This window comes from Sulfitobacter sp. AS92, assembly GCF_038900015.1.
In the GTDB taxonomy this organism is placed as follows: Bacteria; Pseudomonadota; Alphaproteobacteria; order Rhodobacterales; family Rhodobacteraceae; genus Sulfitobacter.
This window is the reverse complement of sequence record NZ_JBBMQL010000013.1, coordinates 57,622-77,152: the sequence shown is the minus strand read 5'-3', so window position 1 is coordinate 77,152 and position 19,531 is coordinate 57,622. Positions and strand designations below refer to the sequence as shown.

At 61.0% G+C, this 19,531-nt stretch carries 18 protein-coding genes; 7 read left to right on the top strand and 11 right to left on the bottom strand.

Annotation, left to right across the window (positions count from 1 at the left end):
• Positions 1-45: 45 nt before the first annotated feature.
• The 4 genes from WNY61_RS17240 to WNY61_RS17225 form a co-directional block, all read right to left on the bottom strand.
• Positions 46-651: an outer membrane lipoprotein carrier protein LolA gene (locus WNY61_RS17240; RefSeq protein ID WP_342852678.1), complete on the bottom strand. Its 606-nt coding sequence runs from the start codon at positions 649-651 to the stop codon at positions 46-48.
• A gap of 175 nt (positions 652-826) precedes the next feature.
• A complete protein-coding gene (locus tag WNY61_RS17235) occupies positions 827-3,739 on the bottom strand; it encodes a DNA translocase FtsK 4TM domain-containing protein (RefSeq protein WP_342852677.1) in 2,913 nt (970 codons plus the stop codon).
• Between the two features lie 12 nt (positions 3,740-3,751).
• Entirely contained in the window at positions 3,752-4,933 is a 1,182-nt protein-coding gene (locus WNY61_RS17230) for an aminotransferase class I/II-fold pyridoxal phosphate-dependent enzyme (protein WP_342852681.1), read from the bottom strand.
• A 123-nt stretch (positions 4,934-5,056) separates the two neighbouring features.
• Complete coding sequence (locus WNY61_RS17225) at positions 5,057-6,391, bottom strand: amidase (RefSeq protein WP_342852676.1); 1,335 nt, start codon at positions 6,389-6,391, stop codon at positions 5,057-5,059.
• Between the two features lie 86 nt (positions 6,392-6,477).
• Here WNY61_RS17225 and WNY61_RS17220 point away from each other — a divergent pair, with 86 nt between their 5' ends.
• Positions 6,478-7,704 (top strand): FAD-dependent monooxygenase, encoded by a 1,227-nt coding sequence (locus WNY61_RS17220; RefSeq protein ID WP_342852675.1) that lies wholly within the window; start codon positions 6,478-6,480, stop codon positions 7,702-7,704.
• A gap of 15 nt (positions 7,705-7,719) precedes the next feature.
• On the opposite strand, the gene WNY61_RS17215 is transcribed toward WNY61_RS17220, so the two are convergent.
• From WNY61_RS17215 to WNY61_RS17195, 5 genes are all read right to left on the bottom strand, one after another.
• Complete coding sequence (locus WNY61_RS17215) at positions 7,720-7,902, bottom strand: Trm112 family protein (protein ID WP_342852674.1); 183 nt, start codon at positions 7,900-7,902, stop codon at positions 7,720-7,722.
• Positions 7,899-8,543, bottom strand: a complete 645-nt coding sequence (locus WNY61_RS17210; RefSeq protein WP_342852673.1) for an LON peptidase substrate-binding domain-containing protein — start codon at positions 8,541-8,543, stop codon at positions 7,899-7,901. The genes WNY61_RS17215 and WNY61_RS17210 overlap by 4 nt, the downstream gene beginning before the upstream one ends.
• 27 nt (positions 8,544-8,570) lie before the next feature.
• A complete protein-coding gene (gene trxA / locus WNY61_RS17205; RefSeq protein WP_342852672.1) occupies positions 8,571-9,491 on the bottom strand; it encodes a thioredoxin in 921 nt (306 codons plus the stop codon).
• A gap of 54 nt (positions 9,492-9,545) precedes the next feature.
• Positions 9,546-10,334: an exodeoxyribonuclease III gene (locus WNY61_RS17200; protein WP_342852671.1), complete on the bottom strand. Its 789-nt coding sequence runs from the start codon at positions 10,332-10,334 to the stop codon at positions 9,546-9,548.
• Between the two features lie 245 nt (positions 10,335-10,579).
• The gene (locus WNY61_RS17195; protein ID WP_342852670.1) at positions 10,580-11,266 is read right to left on the bottom strand and encodes a response regulator transcription factor; all 687 of its coding nucleotides are present in this window, start codon (positions 11,264-11,266) and stop codon (positions 10,580-10,582) included.
• A 162-nt stretch (positions 11,267-11,428) separates the two neighbouring features.
• Between WNY61_RS17195 and ribA the strand changes: the two genes are divergently transcribed.
• Positions 11,429-12,520 carry a GTP cyclohydrolase II gene (gene ribA / locus WNY61_RS17190; RefSeq protein WP_342852669.1) on the top strand — a complete coding sequence of 364 codons (1,092 nt, stop codon included), beginning with the start codon at positions 11,429-11,431 and terminating at the stop codon, positions 12,518-12,520.
• Complete coding sequence (locus WNY61_RS17185; protein ID WP_342852668.1) at positions 12,517-13,011, top strand: L,D-transpeptidase family protein; 495 nt, start codon at positions 12,517-12,519, stop codon at positions 13,009-13,011. The genes ribA and WNY61_RS17185 overlap by 4 nt, the downstream gene beginning before the upstream one ends.
• Here the strand turns inward: WNY61_RS17185 and WNY61_RS17180 are convergent.
• Positions 13,001-13,654: a YggS family pyridoxal phosphate-dependent enzyme gene (locus WNY61_RS17180; protein ID WP_342852667.1), complete on the bottom strand. Its 654-nt coding sequence runs from the start codon at positions 13,652-13,654 to the stop codon at positions 13,001-13,003. The genes WNY61_RS17185 and WNY61_RS17180 overlap by 11 nt on opposite strands.
• Before the next feature lie 102 nt (positions 13,655-13,756).
• Positions 13,757-14,638, bottom strand: coding sequence for a porin (locus WNY61_RS17175; RefSeq protein WP_342852666.1), 882 nt, complete (start codon positions 14,636-14,638; stop codon positions 13,757-13,759).
• A 280-nt stretch (positions 14,639-14,918) separates the two neighbouring features.
• On the opposite strand from WNY61_RS17175, the gene WNY61_RS17170 reads away from it, so the two are divergent.
• The 4 genes from WNY61_RS17170 (at position 14,919) to holA (ending at position 19,524) form a co-directional block, all read left to right on the top strand.
• Positions 14,919-15,413: a DUF3576 domain-containing protein gene (locus WNY61_RS17170; protein ID WP_342852665.1), complete on the top strand. Its 495-nt coding sequence runs from the start codon at positions 14,919-14,921 to the stop codon at positions 15,411-15,413.
• Between the two features lie 82 nt (positions 15,414-15,495).
• Positions 15,496-18,042: a leucine--tRNA ligase gene (gene leuS, locus WNY61_RS17165; RefSeq protein ID WP_342852664.1), complete on the top strand. Its 2,547-nt coding sequence runs from the start codon at positions 15,496-15,498 to the stop codon at positions 18,040-18,042.
• Positions 18,029-18,529, top strand: a complete 501-nt coding sequence (gene lptE, locus WNY61_RS17160) for an LPS assembly lipoprotein LptE (RefSeq protein WP_342852663.1) — start codon at positions 18,029-18,031, stop codon at positions 18,527-18,529. The genes leuS and lptE overlap by 14 nt, the downstream gene beginning before the upstream one ends.
• Positions 18,526-19,524 (top strand): DNA polymerase III subunit delta, encoded by a 999-nt coding sequence (gene holA, locus WNY61_RS17155; protein WP_342852662.1) that lies wholly within the window; start codon positions 18,526-18,528, stop codon positions 19,522-19,524. The genes lptE and holA overlap by 4 nt, the downstream gene beginning before the upstream one ends.
• Positions 19,525-19,531: the final 7 nt, after the last annotated feature.

Genomic DNA, 19,531 nt, shown 5'->3' with positions numbered 1-19,531 from the left:
GCCCCGGTCAGCCTGACCGGGGCGTTTTCTATTATGACGGGCTGCTTAACGCTTGGCGCCAGCGCGTGCGCCTGCGGTGTCAAACAGGCTGTTCGCGATATTTCCGCCGACCTGCATGTCACCTAGCACAACAGTGGTGGCACTGCCGTTACCATCGTTGATGACCCACTGGCGCAACTGCACCGGGTTGCCGGTGAACTTCATCTGAATGTTGCCGTATTGCGGGTTCGCCGGAGCCTGCGCCGTCACCGTGGTTGCGGTGCCGTCATAGCTGTGGCCCGTTACCATCTTGGCGCGGCCCAGATTGACGTTGTCGGCCAAGATGATCGACAGCGGGGTGCGCGCCAGCGGATAGGTCTCTGCCGGTTGGTTGGATTTCTTGTCATAGATCACAACCGTATTCGCACCAGCAACGACCAGCCCGGAATCAGGCGCATTATATTCAAACCGCACCTTGCCGGGGCGTTTGATATAAATCGTGCCGGTGCTGATCGAGCCATCGTCGTTGATCTGGGTGAAGTCACCTTTCGCTGTCTTCAATTGGTTCAGATAGCCTGAGATTTCGTTCAGTGACAGTTGCTGCGCCGCCGCCGCCAAGGGGGCGGATACGGCCAAACCAATCGCCAGAATCGCAGAAGTAAGTTTACGCATGTTGTTCGTCCTGTGTTGCCTCACGCTCAGACATAGGGCGGGTTGCCGTGATATTCGATATCAGGAGGCGGTTTTTCGCTATCGCCTCTCCCCTGCCCATAAAAAACACCGCCGGGAGGATGGCCCAGCGGTGTTTTTTCCTGCTCGGAAACCGAGAGGGGAGGGGGAGGTAGGCCTATCCCTGTTCCGGCACCAGAATTTCGCGTTTGCCGACATGGTTCGCCGGGGAGACAAGCCCTTCGTCTTCCATCTGCTCCACCAGTCGCGCGGCCTTGTTATAGCCGATCGCCAGTTTCCGCTGGATGTAGGAGGTGGAGCATTTGCGGTCTTTGATGACCACCTGAACGGCGGTGTCATAAAGCGCGTCTTCGCCATCGGTATTGCCGCCAAGGCCCAGCACCGCGTCGATGTTGCTTTCCTTGTCCTCGGACGGGCCTTCGACCACGCCACCGATATAATCCGGCTCGCCGAATTGCTTGAGGTGGTTGACGATCTCTTCGACCTCTTCGTCGCTGACGAAGGGACCGTGGCAACGGGTGATCTTGGCCCCGCCCGCCATATAAAGCATGTCGCCCATGCCCAGCAGTTGCTCGGCACCCATTTCACCCAAAATTGTACGGCTGTCGATTTTCGAGGTCACTTGGAAGGAAATCCGCGTGGGGAAGTTTGCCTTGATCGTACCGGTGATAACATCGACCGACGGACGCTGCGTGGCCATGATCAGGTGGATACCCGATGCCCGCGCCATCTGTGCCAGACGCTGGATGCAGGCTTCGATCTCTTTGCCCGCGACCATCATCAGGTCTGCCATCTCGTCGACGATAACGACGATATAAGGCAGCGCTTCGGGTGTTGTTTCCTCGGTCTCAAAGATCGGCTCGCCGGTGTCGTCGTCAAAACCGGTCTGAACGGTGCGGGAGAACATCTCGCCTTTGGCCAGTGCTTCGCGGACGCGACCGTTGTAGCCTTCGATGTTGCGCACACCCATCTTGGACATTTTGCGATAGCGCTCTTCCATCTCGCCCACGGTCCATTTCAGCGCGACGACGGCCTTTTTCGGGTCGGTCACAACCGGGGACAGCAGGTGCGGGATGCCGTCATAGACCGACAGTTCCAGCATCTTGGGGTCGATCATGATCATCCGGCATTCCTGCGGTGTCAGCTTGTAAAGCAGCGACAGGATCATCGTGTTGATCGCCACAGATTTACCCGACCCCGTCGTACCCGCGATCAGCAGGTGCGGCATTTTCGCAAGGTTCGCGACAACCGGATCGCCGCCGATGTCCTTACCAAGCGCCAGCGGCAGGCGCTGATTGCCGTCGCCGAAATCACGGCTCGACAGGATTTCGCGCAGGATCACCTTCTCGCGGTGTTCATTCGGCAGTTCGATCCCGATCACGCTGCGGCCCGGTACGGTCGAGACACGTGCCGACAGCGCGGCCATGGAGCGCGCGATATCGTCCGCCAGACCGATTACACGACTGGCCTTGAGACCCGGTGCGGGTTCAAGCTCATACATCGTGACAACCGGACCGGGGCGCACGGCGACGATCTCGCCTTTGACGCCATAATCATCCAGAACGGTTTCCAGCATGCGCGCGTTTTCTTCCAGCGCCTCATCGCTCAGGTGCAAACGCTGCACGCCTTCGGGGCTTTCCAAAAGGCTCAGCGGTGGCAGTTCAAAGCCGGGGTGCGTGTCTTCAAAGGTCAAGGCGGGCTGCGCTTCGACCTGCGCTTGCTTAGATGGCTGAACGACCCGTCGGATCGGCTGTTGCACCACTTTGCGCGGCTCGGCCACGGGGATTTTCATCGCCTCGGGTGCAGGCGCTTGCTGCAAGGGCAGGCTTTCGGAGGTGACGGTATCTTCGTAAGGCTCGACCATCGGCTCTTGCATCATCAGCTCTTCGGCCATCGGCTCCGGTGTGGGCTCAGGCTGAACCTGCGGCCTACGCAGCAGCGGCTCGGGGCGCAATGTAGCGGCGCCTGCGGTCAGCGGCGGCTCGGCGCGCAGGGTGGCGGGCTGGCTGGTGTTCAACAGCAGCGGGTCCGGTCCACGGCCCCGGCCTTTGGTCAGCGGGGCGGTCGTCGGGGTGTGAATTGCGTTGGCGTTGCGGACGCGGTTCTTGATGACATCGGCGATCTTGCTTTTGATGCGCTCCTCACCCGGTGTCTCGTCGACGATGGCATCGCTATAGGTCTCGATCAGCTCTGGCTCGGGCATGCCGGCTTCGGGGCGTTTGATAAGGCCCGGCATCCGCGCAAACAGGCTGCGCGGCTCTGCTTCCGGCTCGGCCATAGGGGCTATTTGCGCGTAGTAATCCTGACCAGCGTCCTGTGCGGCCCAAGTGTCGGCTTCCTCAGCCTCTTGACGGCGGCGCTCACGGCGCTCTGCCTGACGGGCCGACAGGTTCTGCGCGGCCACAACGGCACCGCTGGCGCCCCGGCCCAAAAGGGTCATCAATCCGGCATAGGCCATGATCAAGCCGACCAGCAGGAACCGAACAATGCGAACCAGCTCAGCTTTGGTAAAGCCCAACACAAAAGCGCCTAAGGCCAAAATCGCAACGCCCATCAAAAGCGACATCAGCTTGACCGTCAGGGTCGAGCCAATGGGCAAGATCGTCAGCAGCGCGCCCATGACGGTATCGCCAAAAAGCCCGCCCAGACCGAAGCTATGGGTCAGCAGCCATTCCTGTCCGGGGGCCAATGTGGCGGCATAGATGGCCCCAAGCGCCACGGCGATGGGGGCAAAGATCAGACGCCCGAGGGCGCGGTCATCGCCCTGATGCAGCGCGAAACGCCCGCCCCAGAACAGCAGCACAATGGCAATGCCCCAAGCGCCCCAGCCAACGATCATGAACAGCGGTGCAGCGATGGAGGCACCGATCCGGCCCATCCAGTTCTGCACCGGCGCATCCGTCGAGACCATCCAGTTGGGATCGTCTGGCGTATAGCTGCCGATCATCATGGCGGCCATAATGCCCAGCATGATCAGCGCCAGCCCCAGCAGTTCACGACCGCGCTTTTCGATTGCCTCGGCCATGTTGCTGTCTAGCAATGGATCGCGTCCCCGTGTCTGATATGCCATGTCGTCCCTCGCTTATGTCGAATACAGACAGTCGCGGATCGCTTCCAACCCGCGCGTCGTTTCTTCTTTTGGGGCCACCAAGGCGACCCGAATGTAATTCTGACCGGGATTACCCCCGTCTACGTTTTGCGCCAAATAGCTGCCGGGCAGCACCCGCACGCCTGTCTCGCGCCACAGTTTCAGCGCCGCGGCCTCGTCATCCTCGACCGGGAGCCACAGGAAAAACCCTGCCTCGGGACCCGCATAGCCCGGCACATTGCCAAAGATGCGGTCGGCGATGGCGTATTTCTCTTGGTAGAGCGCGCGGTTCTCTTCCACATGCGCCTCATCCGCCCAAACAGCGGCAGCGGCCTGTTGCAAGGGCAGCGGCAATGGCGCACCCGCGTAGTTGCGCAACTGTTTGATCTCGCGCATCGTCTCCGGTCCGCTGGCGGCAAAGCCCGAGCGCAGCCCCGGCAGGTTGGAGCGTTTCGATAGCGAGTGAAAGATCACCACCCGGTTGCGGTCGGTGCCGAGTTCCTTAACCACCTCCAGCGCGCCGGTGGGGGGCGTGTCGCGGTAAATCTCAGAATAGCATTCATCAGCGAAGATCAGGAAATCATATTTCTCGGCCAGCGCGATCAGTTCGGCCCAATAATCGCGGCTTGCGACGACGCCCTGCGGGTTGGCGGGCGAACAAAGATAGGCCGCCGTGGTGCGGCGCAGCACATCTTCGGGCAGGCTGGCGAAATCGGGCAAATGACCGGTATCCGCCGTGGCGGGCACCATGATGGGCTCTGCCTCACCGGAAATCGCGCCGATCATATAGACTTGGTAGAACGGGTTCGGCATCAGGATGGCCGATTTCTCCCCGTTCTTCGTCGCCGGGCAAAGCGCGATGACGGCGTTATAAAGCCCCTCGCGGGTGCCGTTCAGCGCCATCACCTCAGTGTCGGGGTCCACCTCGACACCGTAGCGCCGCGCGATCCATGCGGCGATGGCGGCGCGCAATTCGGGCGAGCCGTCGTTCGGCGGGTATTTGTTGAAACCTTCGGCGTGTTTCGTGATCTCATCTGTAACCCACGCCGGAAACGCGTGTTTCGGCTCGCCAATGGTCATGTGAATAGGCGTACCGCCGCCCTCATGCCCATCAAGCAAGGCGCGCAGGCGCGGCCACACGTGGGCCGGAAGGTTCGAAAACCGCTCGGAATACATCATCAAAACTGCCTCGGATCGGGATCATTCATGCCCCGTTTGCCCCAAGGTACCCAAGGCCGCCTCCCCCGTCCAGAAAAACCGGGAGATTTGCGGCCCTTGTGGCTTTTCGGTCGTGCGCTGTTATGCCTCGCGCAGGGCCGCTTCAGCCGCTGCACCAAGGCGCAAAAGCTGTTCCTCGGCATTGGGCGCGGCCATAAAAGAGATGCCGCATGACGGCGCGCCGGTCGGCAACGTAAGCGCGCAAAGCCCCATTAGATTCGCGACCCGCGTGTTGCGCAGAGACAAGAGATTCTGCGCGAGGTAGTAGTCATGGTCGCTGTTCAGCCGCTCAATGTTCGGTGGCAGCATCGGCGCGGTCGGCACCAGCACCGCGTCATAGCCCGCCACGGCCCGGTCATAGCCCGCCCGCGCCAGATCAAGTTTGGCCCAAGCGGCAACGTAATCGGGGCCGGAGAACCCCTTACCTAACCGAAAACGCTCAAGAATTTCGGCGAACATCGCCTCTGGATTGGCCTCGATGACATCTCGCCAAAGACCGTAGGCTTCGGTGGTGTAGAGACAAGAACTCAGCGGCATCGCCTCTTCGACCTCGGGCACCGCGATCTCATCAACCGTGGCACCGGCCTCTCTCAGCCGTTCCACTGCCGCGTTGAAAGCCGCCTTTGGCTCTTCGGAAAGCTCATTCATCACGACATTGGTCAGCACCGCAAAGCGGCAGCCTTCCAACTCACTCTCTTGCAAATCGGCGGGTTTAGCCCCTTCCAGAACGCCCAGCAGCAGTGCCGCGTCCTCAACAGAGCGGCAAAGCGGGCCAACCGTGTCGAACTTTGCCGCCAGCGGCACCGTCCCGGAAAGGGAGACCCGCCCCGCCGTGGTTTTAAGCCCCACCAGATCGTTCCACGCCGCCGGGATACGCACAGAGCCGCCCGTATCAGAGCCAATCGCCGCCGCCGCCAGCCCAAAGGCCACCGACGCCGCGGCCCCGGAAGATGAACCGCCCGAAACACTGTCCGGCTCGTTCACACAAGGCGGCGTCGCTGTGCTGGGGTTATGACCAAGGCCCGAGAAGGCCAATTCGCTCATGTGGGTCTTGCCCAGACAGACCAGCCCCATCGCCGTCGCATTGGCCAGAACTTCCGCATCACGCTCCGGCACGCGGCCTTCTAGCAGCTTGGTCCCCGCCTCCGTCGCTGTGCCGGCGGTATCGAATAGGTCTTTCCAAGAGATTGGCACACCATCGAGCGGCGACAAGCGCTGCCCATCGCGGGCGCGCTCTGCTGCCGCCGCCGCTTCAGCGCGGGCGCGGTCAGGGGTGACACGGGCATAGATACGGTCGCGCATCGGGTGCGCGTCGATGGCATCGAGATAGGTGTCACAAAGTGCCACAGGGTCGATATCGCCTGTCGCAATCCCGCGTCCCAAATTCGCCGCCGTCATTTCCAACCATTCGCGCATGTCGCACCCCTTTGCCGCTGTTCGTGGCGAACCTAGCGACCGTTCGGCACATGGACAATCCCCGCGCGTAGGTCATATCTAGGGCCATGGAATTTGACCACGATATCGCGATCATTGGGGGTGGGCTGAACGGCCCTGCCCTTGCCTTGGCCCTCAGCCGCGCCGGGTTGCGCGTGGCGGTGATTGACGCCCTGCCTGCGCAGACCTTTGACGACGCCGAATTCGATGGCCGCGCCTATGCGCTGGCGCTGACGTCGGTCCGGTTGATGGAAGGCATTGGCATCTGGCCCGAGATCGCGAATGCCGCTCAGCCGATGCTGGAGATCAAGGTGACCGATGGGCGCGCCGGGACCGGCCCCTCCCCCATGTTCATGCATTTCGACCATGCCGAGATCGAAGAAGGCCCGATGGGCCATATGGTCGAAGACCGCCACCTGCGCCGCGCCTTGCTGAAGGCGGTGAATGACGATCCGGCGATCACAGTGCTGAACGATACGCGCGTTACGGATCAGATGGTGGCGCCGACCGGCATCACCTTGACGCTTGAGAGCGGCAAAACCCTGCGCGCGCGACTGGCAGTCGGGGCCGATGGACGCGGCAGCGGCACCGCCGAACGCGCCGGGATCAAGCGCGTTGCATGGTCCTATGCACAAACCGCATTGGTCTGTGTGGTCAATCACGAAAAACCGCATCACGGCATCGCGCATCAGTTCTTCATGCCGCCCGGCCCGCTGGCAATTTTGCCGCTGACCGGCAACCGCTCGCTCATCGTTTGGAGCGAAGCCAAAGCCAATGCCGCCGCGATCAACGCCCTGCCAAACGCGCAATATCTCGACGTGCTGCGCCCGCGTTTTGGCAGCTTTCTGGGTGAGATTTCCCTGACCGGCCCGCGCTACAGCTATCCACTTGGCCTATCACTTGCGCATTCCATGACCGCCCCGCGTGTGGCGCTTTTGGGGGATGCTGCGCATGGGGTCCACCCCATTGCAGGTCAGGGATTGAACGCAGGCCTGCGCGATGTGGCGGCCTTGGCCGAGGTGATCGCCGATGCGGTTCGCCGTGGCGAAGACCCCGGAAATGATGCGGTACTGGCGCGCTATCAAGAATGGCGACGGTTTGACAATGCGAGCCTTGCATTGGCGACCGATAGCTTTAACCGACTGTTTTCGAATGATAACGCGCTGATGCGTCTGGCCCGCGATATAGGGATGGCCGCGATCAACGCCCTACCCGGCCTGCGGCGGAATTTCATTCGCGAAGCGGCAGGACTTACAGGCGAACTGCCCAGACTAATGCGTGGAAAGCTCCTCTAATGGGGCCGTGCCCAGTTAGAGCGTCCGCGCCTCGTCCGGCAACATAACCGGAATGCCATTGCGGATCGGATAAGCCAGACCAGCGGCCTTGGACACCAGTTCCTGCTTTTCCGCGTCATAGCGGAGCGTCGTCTGGGTGCGCGGGCAAATCAGTGCTTCCAGCATCCGGCGGTCGAATTGAACGGTCACATCCGTCATTGCATCAATCCTTCTTCCTGACCGCCGCGCATCGCGAATTCGATCAATGTCACCAATGTCTCGCGCCGGGTCTCCAGCGAAGGCGCTTCAAGCAGCGCCTGTTTGTCCTCGTCCTCAAACTCCAGCATCATCGACAGGGAGTTGATGAGCAACTCATCCTCGGCTTCTTTCAAAGTATCCCAATCCGCCGACAGCCCGCGTGCATCGAAATAGCGGCCCAGCAGATCCAGAAAACGCGCCCGGTCAAATGTATCGTCGACCTCGTCCTCGCCCAAGTCACGATCAAAGCCGGACCAATTCACATCGCATCGGCGATAGGGGCAAAAGCCCTCTATCTCTTCCACCACGCGAAACCGGGAGACGCCGCCCAAGGTTACCATGTAGCGGCCATCTTCGGTTTCGGAAAATTGCGTGATCCGCCCGGCGCAGCCGATCTGTTGCAGCCCCGTCCCTGCGCGGCCGGGCACCTCATTGGGCTGGACCATACCAATCAACCGCGTGTCGGTCTTGAGCGCGTCTTCGATCATCTGAAGATAGCGCGGCTCAAAAATATGCAGCGGCAGGCGCGAGCGGGGCAGCAGCAGGGCCCCTGCCAATGGGAAGATCGCAATAGTCTGAGGCAATTCGGCTGGCTTGATCATGACAAGGGACTTAGTGCGCCCGCCTCCTCAGGCAAATATCATCGACGACAGTTTGCGGCGGCCGTTCAACACCACCGGATCATTGGGTTTAAGCGCCTCAAAGATGGTGAAAAGCTGCGTCTTGGCGGCGCTGTCATTCCACTCACGATCCCGGCGGAAAAGCTCCAACAGGTGATCCACGGCCCCTTCGGCATCGTTATGCGCGTAAAGCGCTTGGGCCAGATCAAAGCGCGCCTGATGGTCGTCGGGGTTTGCCTCGACCTTCTCGGTCAGTTCAGCCACGGGGCCTGCGTCGGCAGCCTGATGCGCCAGCTGCAACTGGGCATGTGCCGCTTCGAGTTCGGGAGCCTTGGAGATTTCGATCGGCGCGCCGTTCAACAGGGCTTCGGCCTGCTCCAACTCGCCCATCGCGATATAGGACCGGACCATGCCGCCATAGGCTGCGGCGTTCATCGGGTCTTCTTCCAAAATCGCGGCAAAGGTCTGCGCCGCATCAGCAGCGGCACCTTCGGCCAACATCTCTTCGGCGGCGGCCACAGCATCGGCCAGCGTATCACCGGGTGCCTCGCCGCCCCCCGCCTTCACGACGCGGTCAACGAAGGCCTTGATCTCGGACTGTGGCTGCGCGCCTTGGAAACCGTCGATCGGCTGACCTTTGTAGAATGCATAGACCGTGGGGATCGATTGGATCTGCAACTGGCCGGCAATCGCCTGCGCCTGATCGACATCGACCTTCACCATCTTTACCGCGCCATTGGCCGCGCGAACCGCGTCTTCCAGCATCGGGCCTAGCGTTTTACACGGGCCGCACCAAGGCGCCCAGAAATCGACGATGACCGGCACTGTCTGCGAAGCTTCGACCACATCGGCCATAAAGGTCGCTTCGGTCGTGTCTTTAATCAGGTCGGCATCCGCAGGGGCGGCGGTGGAAAGGTTCAGGTCAATCATGATGTCATCCTCGCTAATCGCGTTTGGCTTTATATGGACGCGCGGTCGCCCGATTCAAAGGTCAAAACTGGCAAAAACCGGCGCGTGGTCGCTGGGTTTCTCCCAACCGCGGGCATCACGGACGATATGACTGGAATGTCCGGCCTGCGCGATATCAGAGGTCGCCCAGATATGATCGAGCCTGCGGCCCTTGTCGGCTGCGTCCCAATCGGCGGCGCGGTAGGACCACCAGCTATAGAGATTACCGGTCGGCACGTCCTGCCGGGTAATGTCGACCCAATTGCCTGCATCCTGCACTGCGCCAAGTGCCTCGACTTCGACCGGCGTGTGGCTAACAATCTTAAGCAGCTTTTTGTGATCCCAGACATCATCCTCACGCGGGGCGATGTTCAGATCGCCAACAAGGATCGACTTCTCAGGCTTTTCGCTATGAAACCAATCGCGCATTTCTGAAAGGTAATCGAGCTTTTGGCCAAACTTCTCATTGATCTCACGGTCGGGTTTGTCACCGCCTGCAGGCACATAGAAGTTATGGATCGTCGTGCCATTCTCCAGCTTGGCCGCAACATGGCGCGCGTGGCCCAGCATGGCGAAATCTTGATCGCCCGCGTCCAGCAGCGGCAGCTTCGACAGGATCGCCACACCGTTGTAGCCCTTTTGCCCACGCGCAACCATGTGGGTGTAACCTGCCGCCTGAAACGCCTCGACGGGGATTTTATCGACCGGGCTTTTGCATTCTTGGAGGCAGAGCACGTCCGGCCCATGCTCGGCCAGCAGCTTCAGCACCAAGGGCTCGCGCAGACGGACAGAATTAATGTTCCAAGTGGCGAGGGAAAAGGACATGGGGCAGGCTCCGGTCTGGGGGGTAGGCCGGCACAATAACGCGGCTGGCGCAGGGGTGCCATGGCGAAATCCGGAAAGCTCAAGCAGACAAAAAAAAGGCCGGGCACTACGGCCCGGCCAGTCCAACAGGGAGGTATGTACCTTTACCCGGGTACAATAGTCGGGCTTCAAACCGAGTGGCGGGTCATGAAAACCCCGCCTCTCAGAGTTTCCAACCAAGGGAGGTTGGAAAAGGTTCCCGGTTTTTATGCCATCAGGCGATAACCACCGGATTCCGTTACCAGCAAACGGGCATTCGAGGGGTCAGGCTCGATCTTCTGCCGCAGGCGGTAAATATGGGTTTCAAGCGTGTGGGTCGTGACGCCGGCGTTATAGCCCCAAACCTCATGCAGCAGCACATCGCGCGGCACCACACCGTCGTTCGAGCGGTAGAGGAATTTGAGGATATTGGTTTCTTTCTCGGTCAGACGCACCTTGCGGTCATCTTCCGTCGTCAGCACTTTCATCGCGGGTTTGAACGTATAGGGCCCAAGCTGGAACACAGCATCTTCGGACTGTTCATGCTGGCGCAACTGCGCGCGGATACGGGCCAGAAGGACGGGGAATTTGAACGGTTTGGTGACATAGTCATTCGCCCCGGCATCAAGGCCAAGGATCGTATCTGCATCGGTGTCATGGCCTGTCAGCATCAGGATCGGGCTTTTCACCCCCTGCTTGCGCATCAAACGGCACAGTTCACGGCCATCGGTGTCGGGCAGGCCCACATCAAGGATTACCAAGTCATAGAGTGCTTCCTTGGCTTTGATCATCGCCTCGGTGCCGTTGGCGGCTTCGAAAACGTCGAAATCTTCGGTCATGATAAGCTGTTCGCTCAGCGCTTCGCGCAGATCATCGTCATCATCAACGAGCAGGATTTTCTTAAGCTGGGCCATCTATCTCTCCGTCTGTTGTCTTATACATGCGCTTCGACATGGGCTCCGACAAGGGATGTGACCTCTGTCTCACAGCCTCGTGTCAACAAAGCGTGAAATGTTTCAATTCCTTGGGAAATAACTTAGATAAACGCAGAAGCCTTTGCGGAGTTGCAACAAACCATGAGTTTCGCCCCGGACATCACCGAACAACTGGCGCGTGCGCGGGCCGATCTACGCATGGGCGTGCCCGTGGTTTTGGCCGAGGGTGCACAGGCCTCTCTCGTACTGGCGGCTGAAACGCTCACCGCGCAGCGCCTTGCGGATGTGTTGGCCTTGGGCGGTGCGCCCGTGCTGGCGATCACCGCGCGGCGGGCCGAGACGCTAAAGGCCCGCGCTTATGACGGCAATCTCGCCCGCGTGCTGTTGCCCCCCGGCGCGACCCCAGCTTGGGTGCAAAGCATCGCTGATCCGGCTGATGATCTTCGCGCCCCGATGAAAGGCCCGCTGCAAACCGCGCGGGGTGGCGATACTGCCGCGCACAGTGCCGCGCTGGATTTGGTAAAAGCCGCGCGGATGCTGCCCGCAGCGCTGGTGCTTGATCTGCCACAGGGCGCGGATTTTGCGCGACAGCATGGGTTGACCATGATTGATCTCACCGCTGCCGCCCCCATCCTCGCCCGTCGCAGCGCCCTGCACCCGGTGGTCAACGCCCGCCTGCCGATGGAGGTGTCCGAGGCCGGTCGCTTGCATATCTTCCGCCCCGAGGACGGCGGCGAAGAACACTACGCCATCGAGATTGGCCGCCCTGCCCGCAATACGCCCGTGCTTTGCCGCCTCCATTCGGCCTGCTTCACGGGCGACCTTATGGGCAGCCTGAAATGCGACTGCGGCCCGCAGCTTCGTGCGGCGCTGGCGCAGATGGGTGGTGAAGGCAATGGCGTGTTGCTTTACCTCAACCAAGAAGGGCGCGGCATCGGCCTTGCCAATAAGATGCGCGCTTATTCCTTGCAGGATCAGGGTTTCGACACGGTTGAGGCCAATCACCGACTGGGGTTTGAGGATGATGAGCGCGACTTCCGCCTCGGTGCCGACATCCTGCGCTCGATGGGTTTCTCCGCCGTGCGGTTGCTAACCAACAACCCCCGCAAGGTCGGCATGATGGAGCAAAGCGGCATCTCTGTGACCGAACGGGTGCCGCTCGCCGTGGGCGAAAACCGCCATAACAGCGCCTATCTGGCCACCAAGGCCGCAAAATCGGGCCATCTCCTGTGACACCTAATAACATGGTTTTGACGCCCTCGGGGCTGCGGTTTCAGGGGCGGCGCTATGCCTGCAGCATCGGCAAGGGCGGTCTGACCCGTAATAAGCGCGAAGGCGATGGTGCCACGCCGCGCGGGGTCCATCGCTTGGTCGGCATGCTCTACCGGCCTGACCGCATCCCGGCCCCAAGCGCTTGGGCCCAGCCGATCGGGCCCGGTGATCTGTGGTCGGACGCCAGCGGCCAGCCTGACTACAACCACCGCGTCCATGCCCCCTACCCCCATAGCCACGAGGCGCTGCGTCGCGCTGATCCGCTCTATGATCTGGTGATCCTGACCGATTGGAACTGGCCAGAAGCTGAGGCCGGGCGCGGCTCCGCCATTTTTATTCACCAATGGCGGAGGCCGGGCTATCCAACCGAAGGCTGCGTCGCCTTTTCACGCCGCGATTTGCACTATATCGCCGCGCGGGTGGGCCCGGCGACCCGGTTAATTATTCGTTAACGCGTTCCCCAAAGATGGCAGAGCCGACACGCACATGGGTTGCTCCAAGGGCGATGGCCTGTTCGAAATCCCCGCTCATGCCCATCGACAGACCGCTGAGATCATTGCGTGCGGCGATCTTCGCCAGCAGGGCGAAATGCAGCGATGGGGCCTCATCCACCGGGGGGATGCACATCAGCCCTTTGATCGGCAGGTCAAGTGCCCGACATTCCGCGATGAAATCGTCCGCCTCACGGGGCATCACGCCGGCTTTCTGGTCCTCTTCACCCGTATTTACTTGAATGAACAGATCCGGGCAGCGGCCCAGTTCTTCGGCCAGGCGCGCGATGGTCTTGGCCAGCTTGGGGCGGTCAACGGTATGGATCGCATCTGCCAGTTCCATCGCTTGACGCACCTTGTTGGATTGCAGAGGGCCGATGAGGTGTAGCTCAACATCCGCGAACTCCTCGCGGAACCCCGGCCATTTGCCATCCGCCTCCTGCACGCGGTTCTCTCCAAAAATGCGATGCCCCTCGTCCAACACTGCGCGCACGCGAGCGTCGGGCTGAACCTTGCTCACGGCAATCAGCTTGACCGATCCCGCCGCACGGCCTGCGTCGGCTTCGGCCTTGGCAATACGGCTTTTGATGTCGCTGAGACTCATTTTCGGCCCTCCATTTCAGACGCGCAGAAAACAACAGGCCCGCGCAAAAGAAAAGGGGCAGACCGCAAGGCCTGCCCCAATATTCAGAGTATGTCGTTCAACTTAGAAGTTGAAGCGAACACCCATGTCGGCAACCGTGTCGCCGTCGTACTGCTTGGCCACACCGCCGCGCAGCGAAGTACCGCCGCCCAGGTCGTGGTTGAAGTCGATGCCGTAGCCTGTGTCGGAACCGTCTTCGTCACCAACATAGACTTCGATGTCTGTTGCTGCGCCAACGTCAAAGCGGCCAGCCAGAACAACGCGGTCACCGGAAGTGCCGTTGTCGGCATATGCCAGAGTTACGTCAGCAACGCCGAAGGAACCACCAGCTGTCGCTGTCCACTCGGTGTCGGACGCGTCGTTGGAGTCCTGACCACCGACTGCGAAAGTCCAGCCGCTCCATGTGTAAGCAACGTAACCAGCAATGCGGTCGTTGGTGTCGGAAGCCGAAACATGAACCGACAGGTCGCCTGCAGAGTACAGAACTTCAACACCGTTAAGAGCGCCTTCACCAGTGGAGGTGTATGCGTCTGCACCGGTGTATACGGTGTAGTCATAGCCCAGACCGGTCAGGCCGAGGTCGATCGGGTACTGACCCGGCATGGATTCCAGAGCACCGAAGATGTTGCCAACGCCAACTTCAAAGCCGCCCGAACGTGCGAAGTAACGAACGCCGTTGAAGTCTGCGCCTGCACCGTTGGTGGTGCCGTTGCCGTCAGCATTGATACGTGCACGTGCACCGAAAACAACGCCTGCATCGGATTCAGCAGTCGCATCGATCTGGAGACGCATACGCGACGTCAGGTCTGTGGAGCTGTCGGCACCAGTGGAGTCGTTGTCGTTGTACAGGATACCGAAACGGCCGTAGCCGCCGAATGTTACGTCTGCTGCTGCTACGCCGGCGGTCGCAACCAGGGCTGTTGTAGCGAAGAGAACTTTTTTCATGAGTTTTCCCTCGGTTTGAATTCATATGCCCAGACCGGGGAATCCGGTAAGGGTATGAAGGGTGTTTGCCCCCGATGACCCGCTCTTGGCAAGGTTCACGCGCTCTGGGTCAGCAATGTCGCGAAGGTTGGTGCAGCTATGCCACAGTTTCGCCAACCGCCCCGCTGAAGACCGCCCCTTCCGATGCGAAACGCGGCTATACTCTCTCCTATGACATAGACCTTGCCGACATGGGCCCGCTTGGATAGACCGGAGCGCAAACAGGCAAAGGAAAGCTGCAATGGCCCTTCGTACCGCTTGCAAGATGGCAATATCCGTTCTGGCGCTTAGCGCGCTTGCCGCCTGTGGTGGGGGCTTTGGTAGCCCGCCCACAAAACGGCCAGATCAGTATACCAGCGCGAATAACCCCAATAACATTGAGACCGATCCGGGAAACACGATCTGGTCGATCTTTAACCGCAAGAACACTGACACCAGTGTTTCGGTAAACAAATACCTGTGGTCGGCCTCGCTCGAAGTGCTGAACTTCTTGCCGGTGCAATCGGTCGATCCTTTCACCGGGGTGATCGTCACCGGCTACGGCACCCCGCCGGGCGGTGGCCGCGCGTATCGCGCGACCGTGCTGATCGACGATCCGGCACTGGACGCCCGCTCGCTTAACGTGGCGCTGCAATCCTCGGGTGGTCAGCCGGTGGCTCGCGCGACAACCCGCGCGGTAGAGGATGCAATCCTCAGCCGGGCGCGGGAAATGCGCGTGTCCGACAGCAAGTTCTGAGCCCGCTTAACTCAACACGTTTCCAACGCCGGGCCTTGTGAAAGCAGCAGCCCGGCGTTTTTCATGTCATAAGGTCCCCGTCATGCCCCGCTATACCCCCGCCGAGATCGAAGCCCGCTGGCAGCAAGCCTGGGAAAAGGATGGCGTCTTTCAGGCCACCCGCAATGCAGACAAGCCGAAATACTATGTGCTTGAGATGTTCCCCTACCCCTCTGGCCGCATCCACATGGGCCATGTGCGCAACTACACGATGGGCGACGTGATCGCGCGCTACAAGATCGCAACGGGGCATAACGTGCTGCACCCGATGGGCTGGGACGCCTTTGGCATGCCCGCCGAGAACGCCGCCATGGCCATCGGCGGCCACCCGGCGGATTGGACCTATGCCAATATCGCTGAGATGAAAAAACAGATGAAGCCGCTTGGTCTGTCGATTGACTGGTCGCGCGAGATCGCCACCTGTCACCCCGGCTATTACGGCCAGCAGCAGGCGCTGTTTTTGGACTTCCTCAAAGAAGGCCTCGTCTACCGCAAGAACGCCGTGGTGAATTGGGACCCCGTCGATATGACCGTGCTGGCCAACGAGCAGGTCGAAAACGGCTGCGGCTGGCGCTCTGGCGCGCCGGTGGAACGGCGCGAGTTGACGCAGTGGTTCTTTAAGATTTCGGATCACTCCGAAGAATTGCTCTCGGCCCTCGACAGCCTCGACAATTGGCCCGCCAAGGTGAAGCTGATGCAGGCCAACTGGATCGGCAAATCGCGCGGGTTGCAGTTTGCCTTCTCGACCATCGAAGCGCCCGAAGGCTTTGACCGCATCGAAGTCTACACCACCCGCCCCGACACCCTGTTGGGCGCATCCTTTGTCGGCATCTCGCCCGATCACCCGTTGGCCAAAACGCTGGAGCGGGACGACGAAGCCGTCGCCGCCTTCTGTGCTGAATGCCGCAAGGGCGGCACCACCGAAGAAGCGATCGAGACCGCCGAAAAGCTGGGCTATGACACCGGCATCCGCGTGCGCCACCCCTTCGACACGGCGCACGAGCTGCCGGTCTATATCGCCAACTTCATCCTGATGGATTACGGCACCGGCGCGATCTTTGGCTGCCCGGGCCACGACCAGCGCGACTTTGACTTTGCAACGAAGTACGATCTGCCGATCATCTCGACCTTCCTGCCGTCCGAGGATGTCTCGCCCAAGCTGTCTGAAGCCTATGTGCCGCAGAAGTCCGAAAAGGTCTTCTACAACCGTGGCTTCGCAGGCGACCAGTGGCAGACCGGGGAACAAGCCGTCGATGCTGCCATCGCCTTTTGTGAAGAAAACGGCATCGGCCAAGGCGTCACCAAATACCGCCTGCGCGACTGGGGGCTGAGCCGCCAGCGCTACTGGGGCTGCCCGATCCCGGTTGTCCATTGCGACGACTGCGGCGTGGTGCCCGAAAAGAAAGAGAACCTGCCGATCGAGCTGCCCTATGATGTCACCTTTGACACCCCCGGCAACCCGCTTGACCGCCACCCGACATGGCGCAACTGCGCCTGCCCGGCTTGCGGCAAGGACGCCCTGCGCGAGACCGACACGATGGACACCTTCGTCGACAGCTCGTGGTACTACGCCCGTTTCACCGCGCCGCGCGCCGATACCCCGACCGATCTGGACGATGCTGCCTACTGGATGAACGTCGATCAATATATCGGCGGCATTGAGCATGCGATTCTGCACCTGCTCTACGCCCGGTTCTTTGCCCGCGCCATGCAGATCACCGGCCACCTGCCCGAAGGGGCGGTCGAGCCCTTCGACGCGCTCTTTACCCAAGGTATGGTGACGCATGAGATCTACCAGACACGCGACGCCAATGGCCGCCCGGTCTATCACCTGCCCGAAGAGGTGACCGAGGGCAAACTCAGCGACGGCTCCGAGGTGGAGATCATCCCCTCCGCTAAAATGTCCAAATCCAAGAAGAACGTCGTCGACCCGCTGCACATCATCTCGAACTACGGCGCCGACACCGCGCGTTGGTTCGTGCTGAGCGATTCGCCCCCCGAGCGGGACGTCGAATGGACTGCCAGCGGTGCCGAGGCGTCTTATAAACACCTCTCTCGCGTGTGGAACATCTGTGACCGCGTGAGCGAGATGGACCGCGAAGCGCCCGGCACCGGCGACGACGAGTTGCTTCGCGCCATGCACAAGACGATCCATGACGTGACGATGGGCGTGGAATCCTTCGGCTTCAACGCGGCGATTGCCAAGCTTTATGCCTTCACCGCCACCTTGCAAAAATCCAAAGCAGGCTACGCCGCACAGCGCGAAGCGATCATGACGCTGGCACAGTTGATGTCGCCGATGACCCCGCACCTGTCCGAAGACATCTGGGCGCATCTCGGCGGCGAAGGCCTGATCACCAAAGCACCCTGGCCCAAGGCCCAAGAATCGATGTTGGTGGATGATACTGTGACGCTGCCGATCCAGATCAACGGCAAACGCCGGGCGGAAATTCAGGTTCCCGCCGACATGTCGAAGGAAGAGGTTGAAAAAGTCGCGCTGGCGCATGAAGCTGTCATTCGAACGCTCGACGGGGCCACACCGAAAAAGGTTATCGTCGTGCCCGGACGGATTGTGAATGTCGTTGCCTAAACTTAGTTCCCCACGCCGCCGCTTCTTGCTGGCCCTGCCCCTGCTGGCGCTTGCCGCCTGCGGGTTCGAGCCCCTCTATGGCCCTGGCGGCCCGGGAACAGCCTTGCAAAACCGCGTCTTGGTGGACGCACCCGAAGATCGCTACGGCTATTTTCTGGTGCGCGAGTTGGAAAGCCAACTGGGCCGCGCGGCATCGCCGAAATGGGGACTGGCGCTGACTACGACCACCACCGAAGACGGCCTAGCCATCGACAGCGAAGGCAACACCCGGCGCTACAACTTGCTGGGCACGACCTCTTACGCGCTGCGCGACCTGTCAAGCGGCCAGATCGTGACCTCGGGCAAGGTCGAAAGCTTCACTGGCTATTCCGCCACCGGCACCACCGTGGCCACTCGCGCAGCCGAGTTGGACGCCCAAGAACGACTGATGAAGATCCTTGCTGACCTCGTGATCAGCCGTCTTTACGCGGCTGACCTGCCTCAATGAAGCTCTCCCCGCGCGAGGCCAAACCCTATTTCACGCGGCCTGACCCCGCGCGAACCGGGCTGTTGATCTATGGCAGTGACGCGATGCGGGTGGCGCTGAAACGGCAGGAATTTCTGAAAAACCTGCTGGGTGCCAGTGCCGAAGAAGAAATGCGCCTGAGCCGGATGCCCGCAGGCGAATTGCGCCGCGATCCGGCGATGCTGCTCGATGCAATCAAAGCGGTCGGCTTTTTCCCCGGCCCCCGCGCCGCGCTGGTGGAAGAAGCGAACGACAACATTGCCAAAATCTTGCTCGACGCGCTGAAAGACTGGCAGCCCGGCGACGCGCAGATCATCGTCACGGCGGGCGACCTGAAAAAGACCTCCAAGGTACTTAAAGCCTTCGAGAGCCACCCGAACGCCTACGCCACTCCAATCTATGACAACCCGCCTGACCGGGCCGAGATCGAGCAGATGCTAAAGGATGCGGGCCTCACGCCTGAGGCCGATGCGATGGCCGCGCTCAGCGATCTGGCCCGCACGCTTGATCCGGGTGATTTCCGCCAGACGCTAGAGAAGATCACGCTCTATAAACTGGGCGACAGCACCCCCATCGGACTGGATGAAATCGCCGCCTGCGCCCCCACCTCGACCGAGGCCGAGGTGGACGACATCCTGCATGTGGTGGCTGAGACTCGCGCCGCCGAGATCGGCCCGGTCATGAGCAAACTTCAAGGCCAAGGCGTGAACGCCGTGACCCTGACCATCATGGCCACCCGTCATTTTCGGACGCTCTACCGCATCGCCGCCAACCCCGGCGCGCCCATCTATGGCGTGCGCGACCGCGACCGCGCCATGCGGCAGGCCCGCAACTGGGGCGCGGTGAAATTGGAAACGGCGCTTGCTGTGCTGACTGAGACCGACCTCAAGCTGCGCTCTGCCGGGCAGCACGCCCCGGCGCTGGCTTTGGTCGAGCGGGCCTTTATCCGTCTGGCGATGCTGGGCGCACAACGTTGATTTTGGG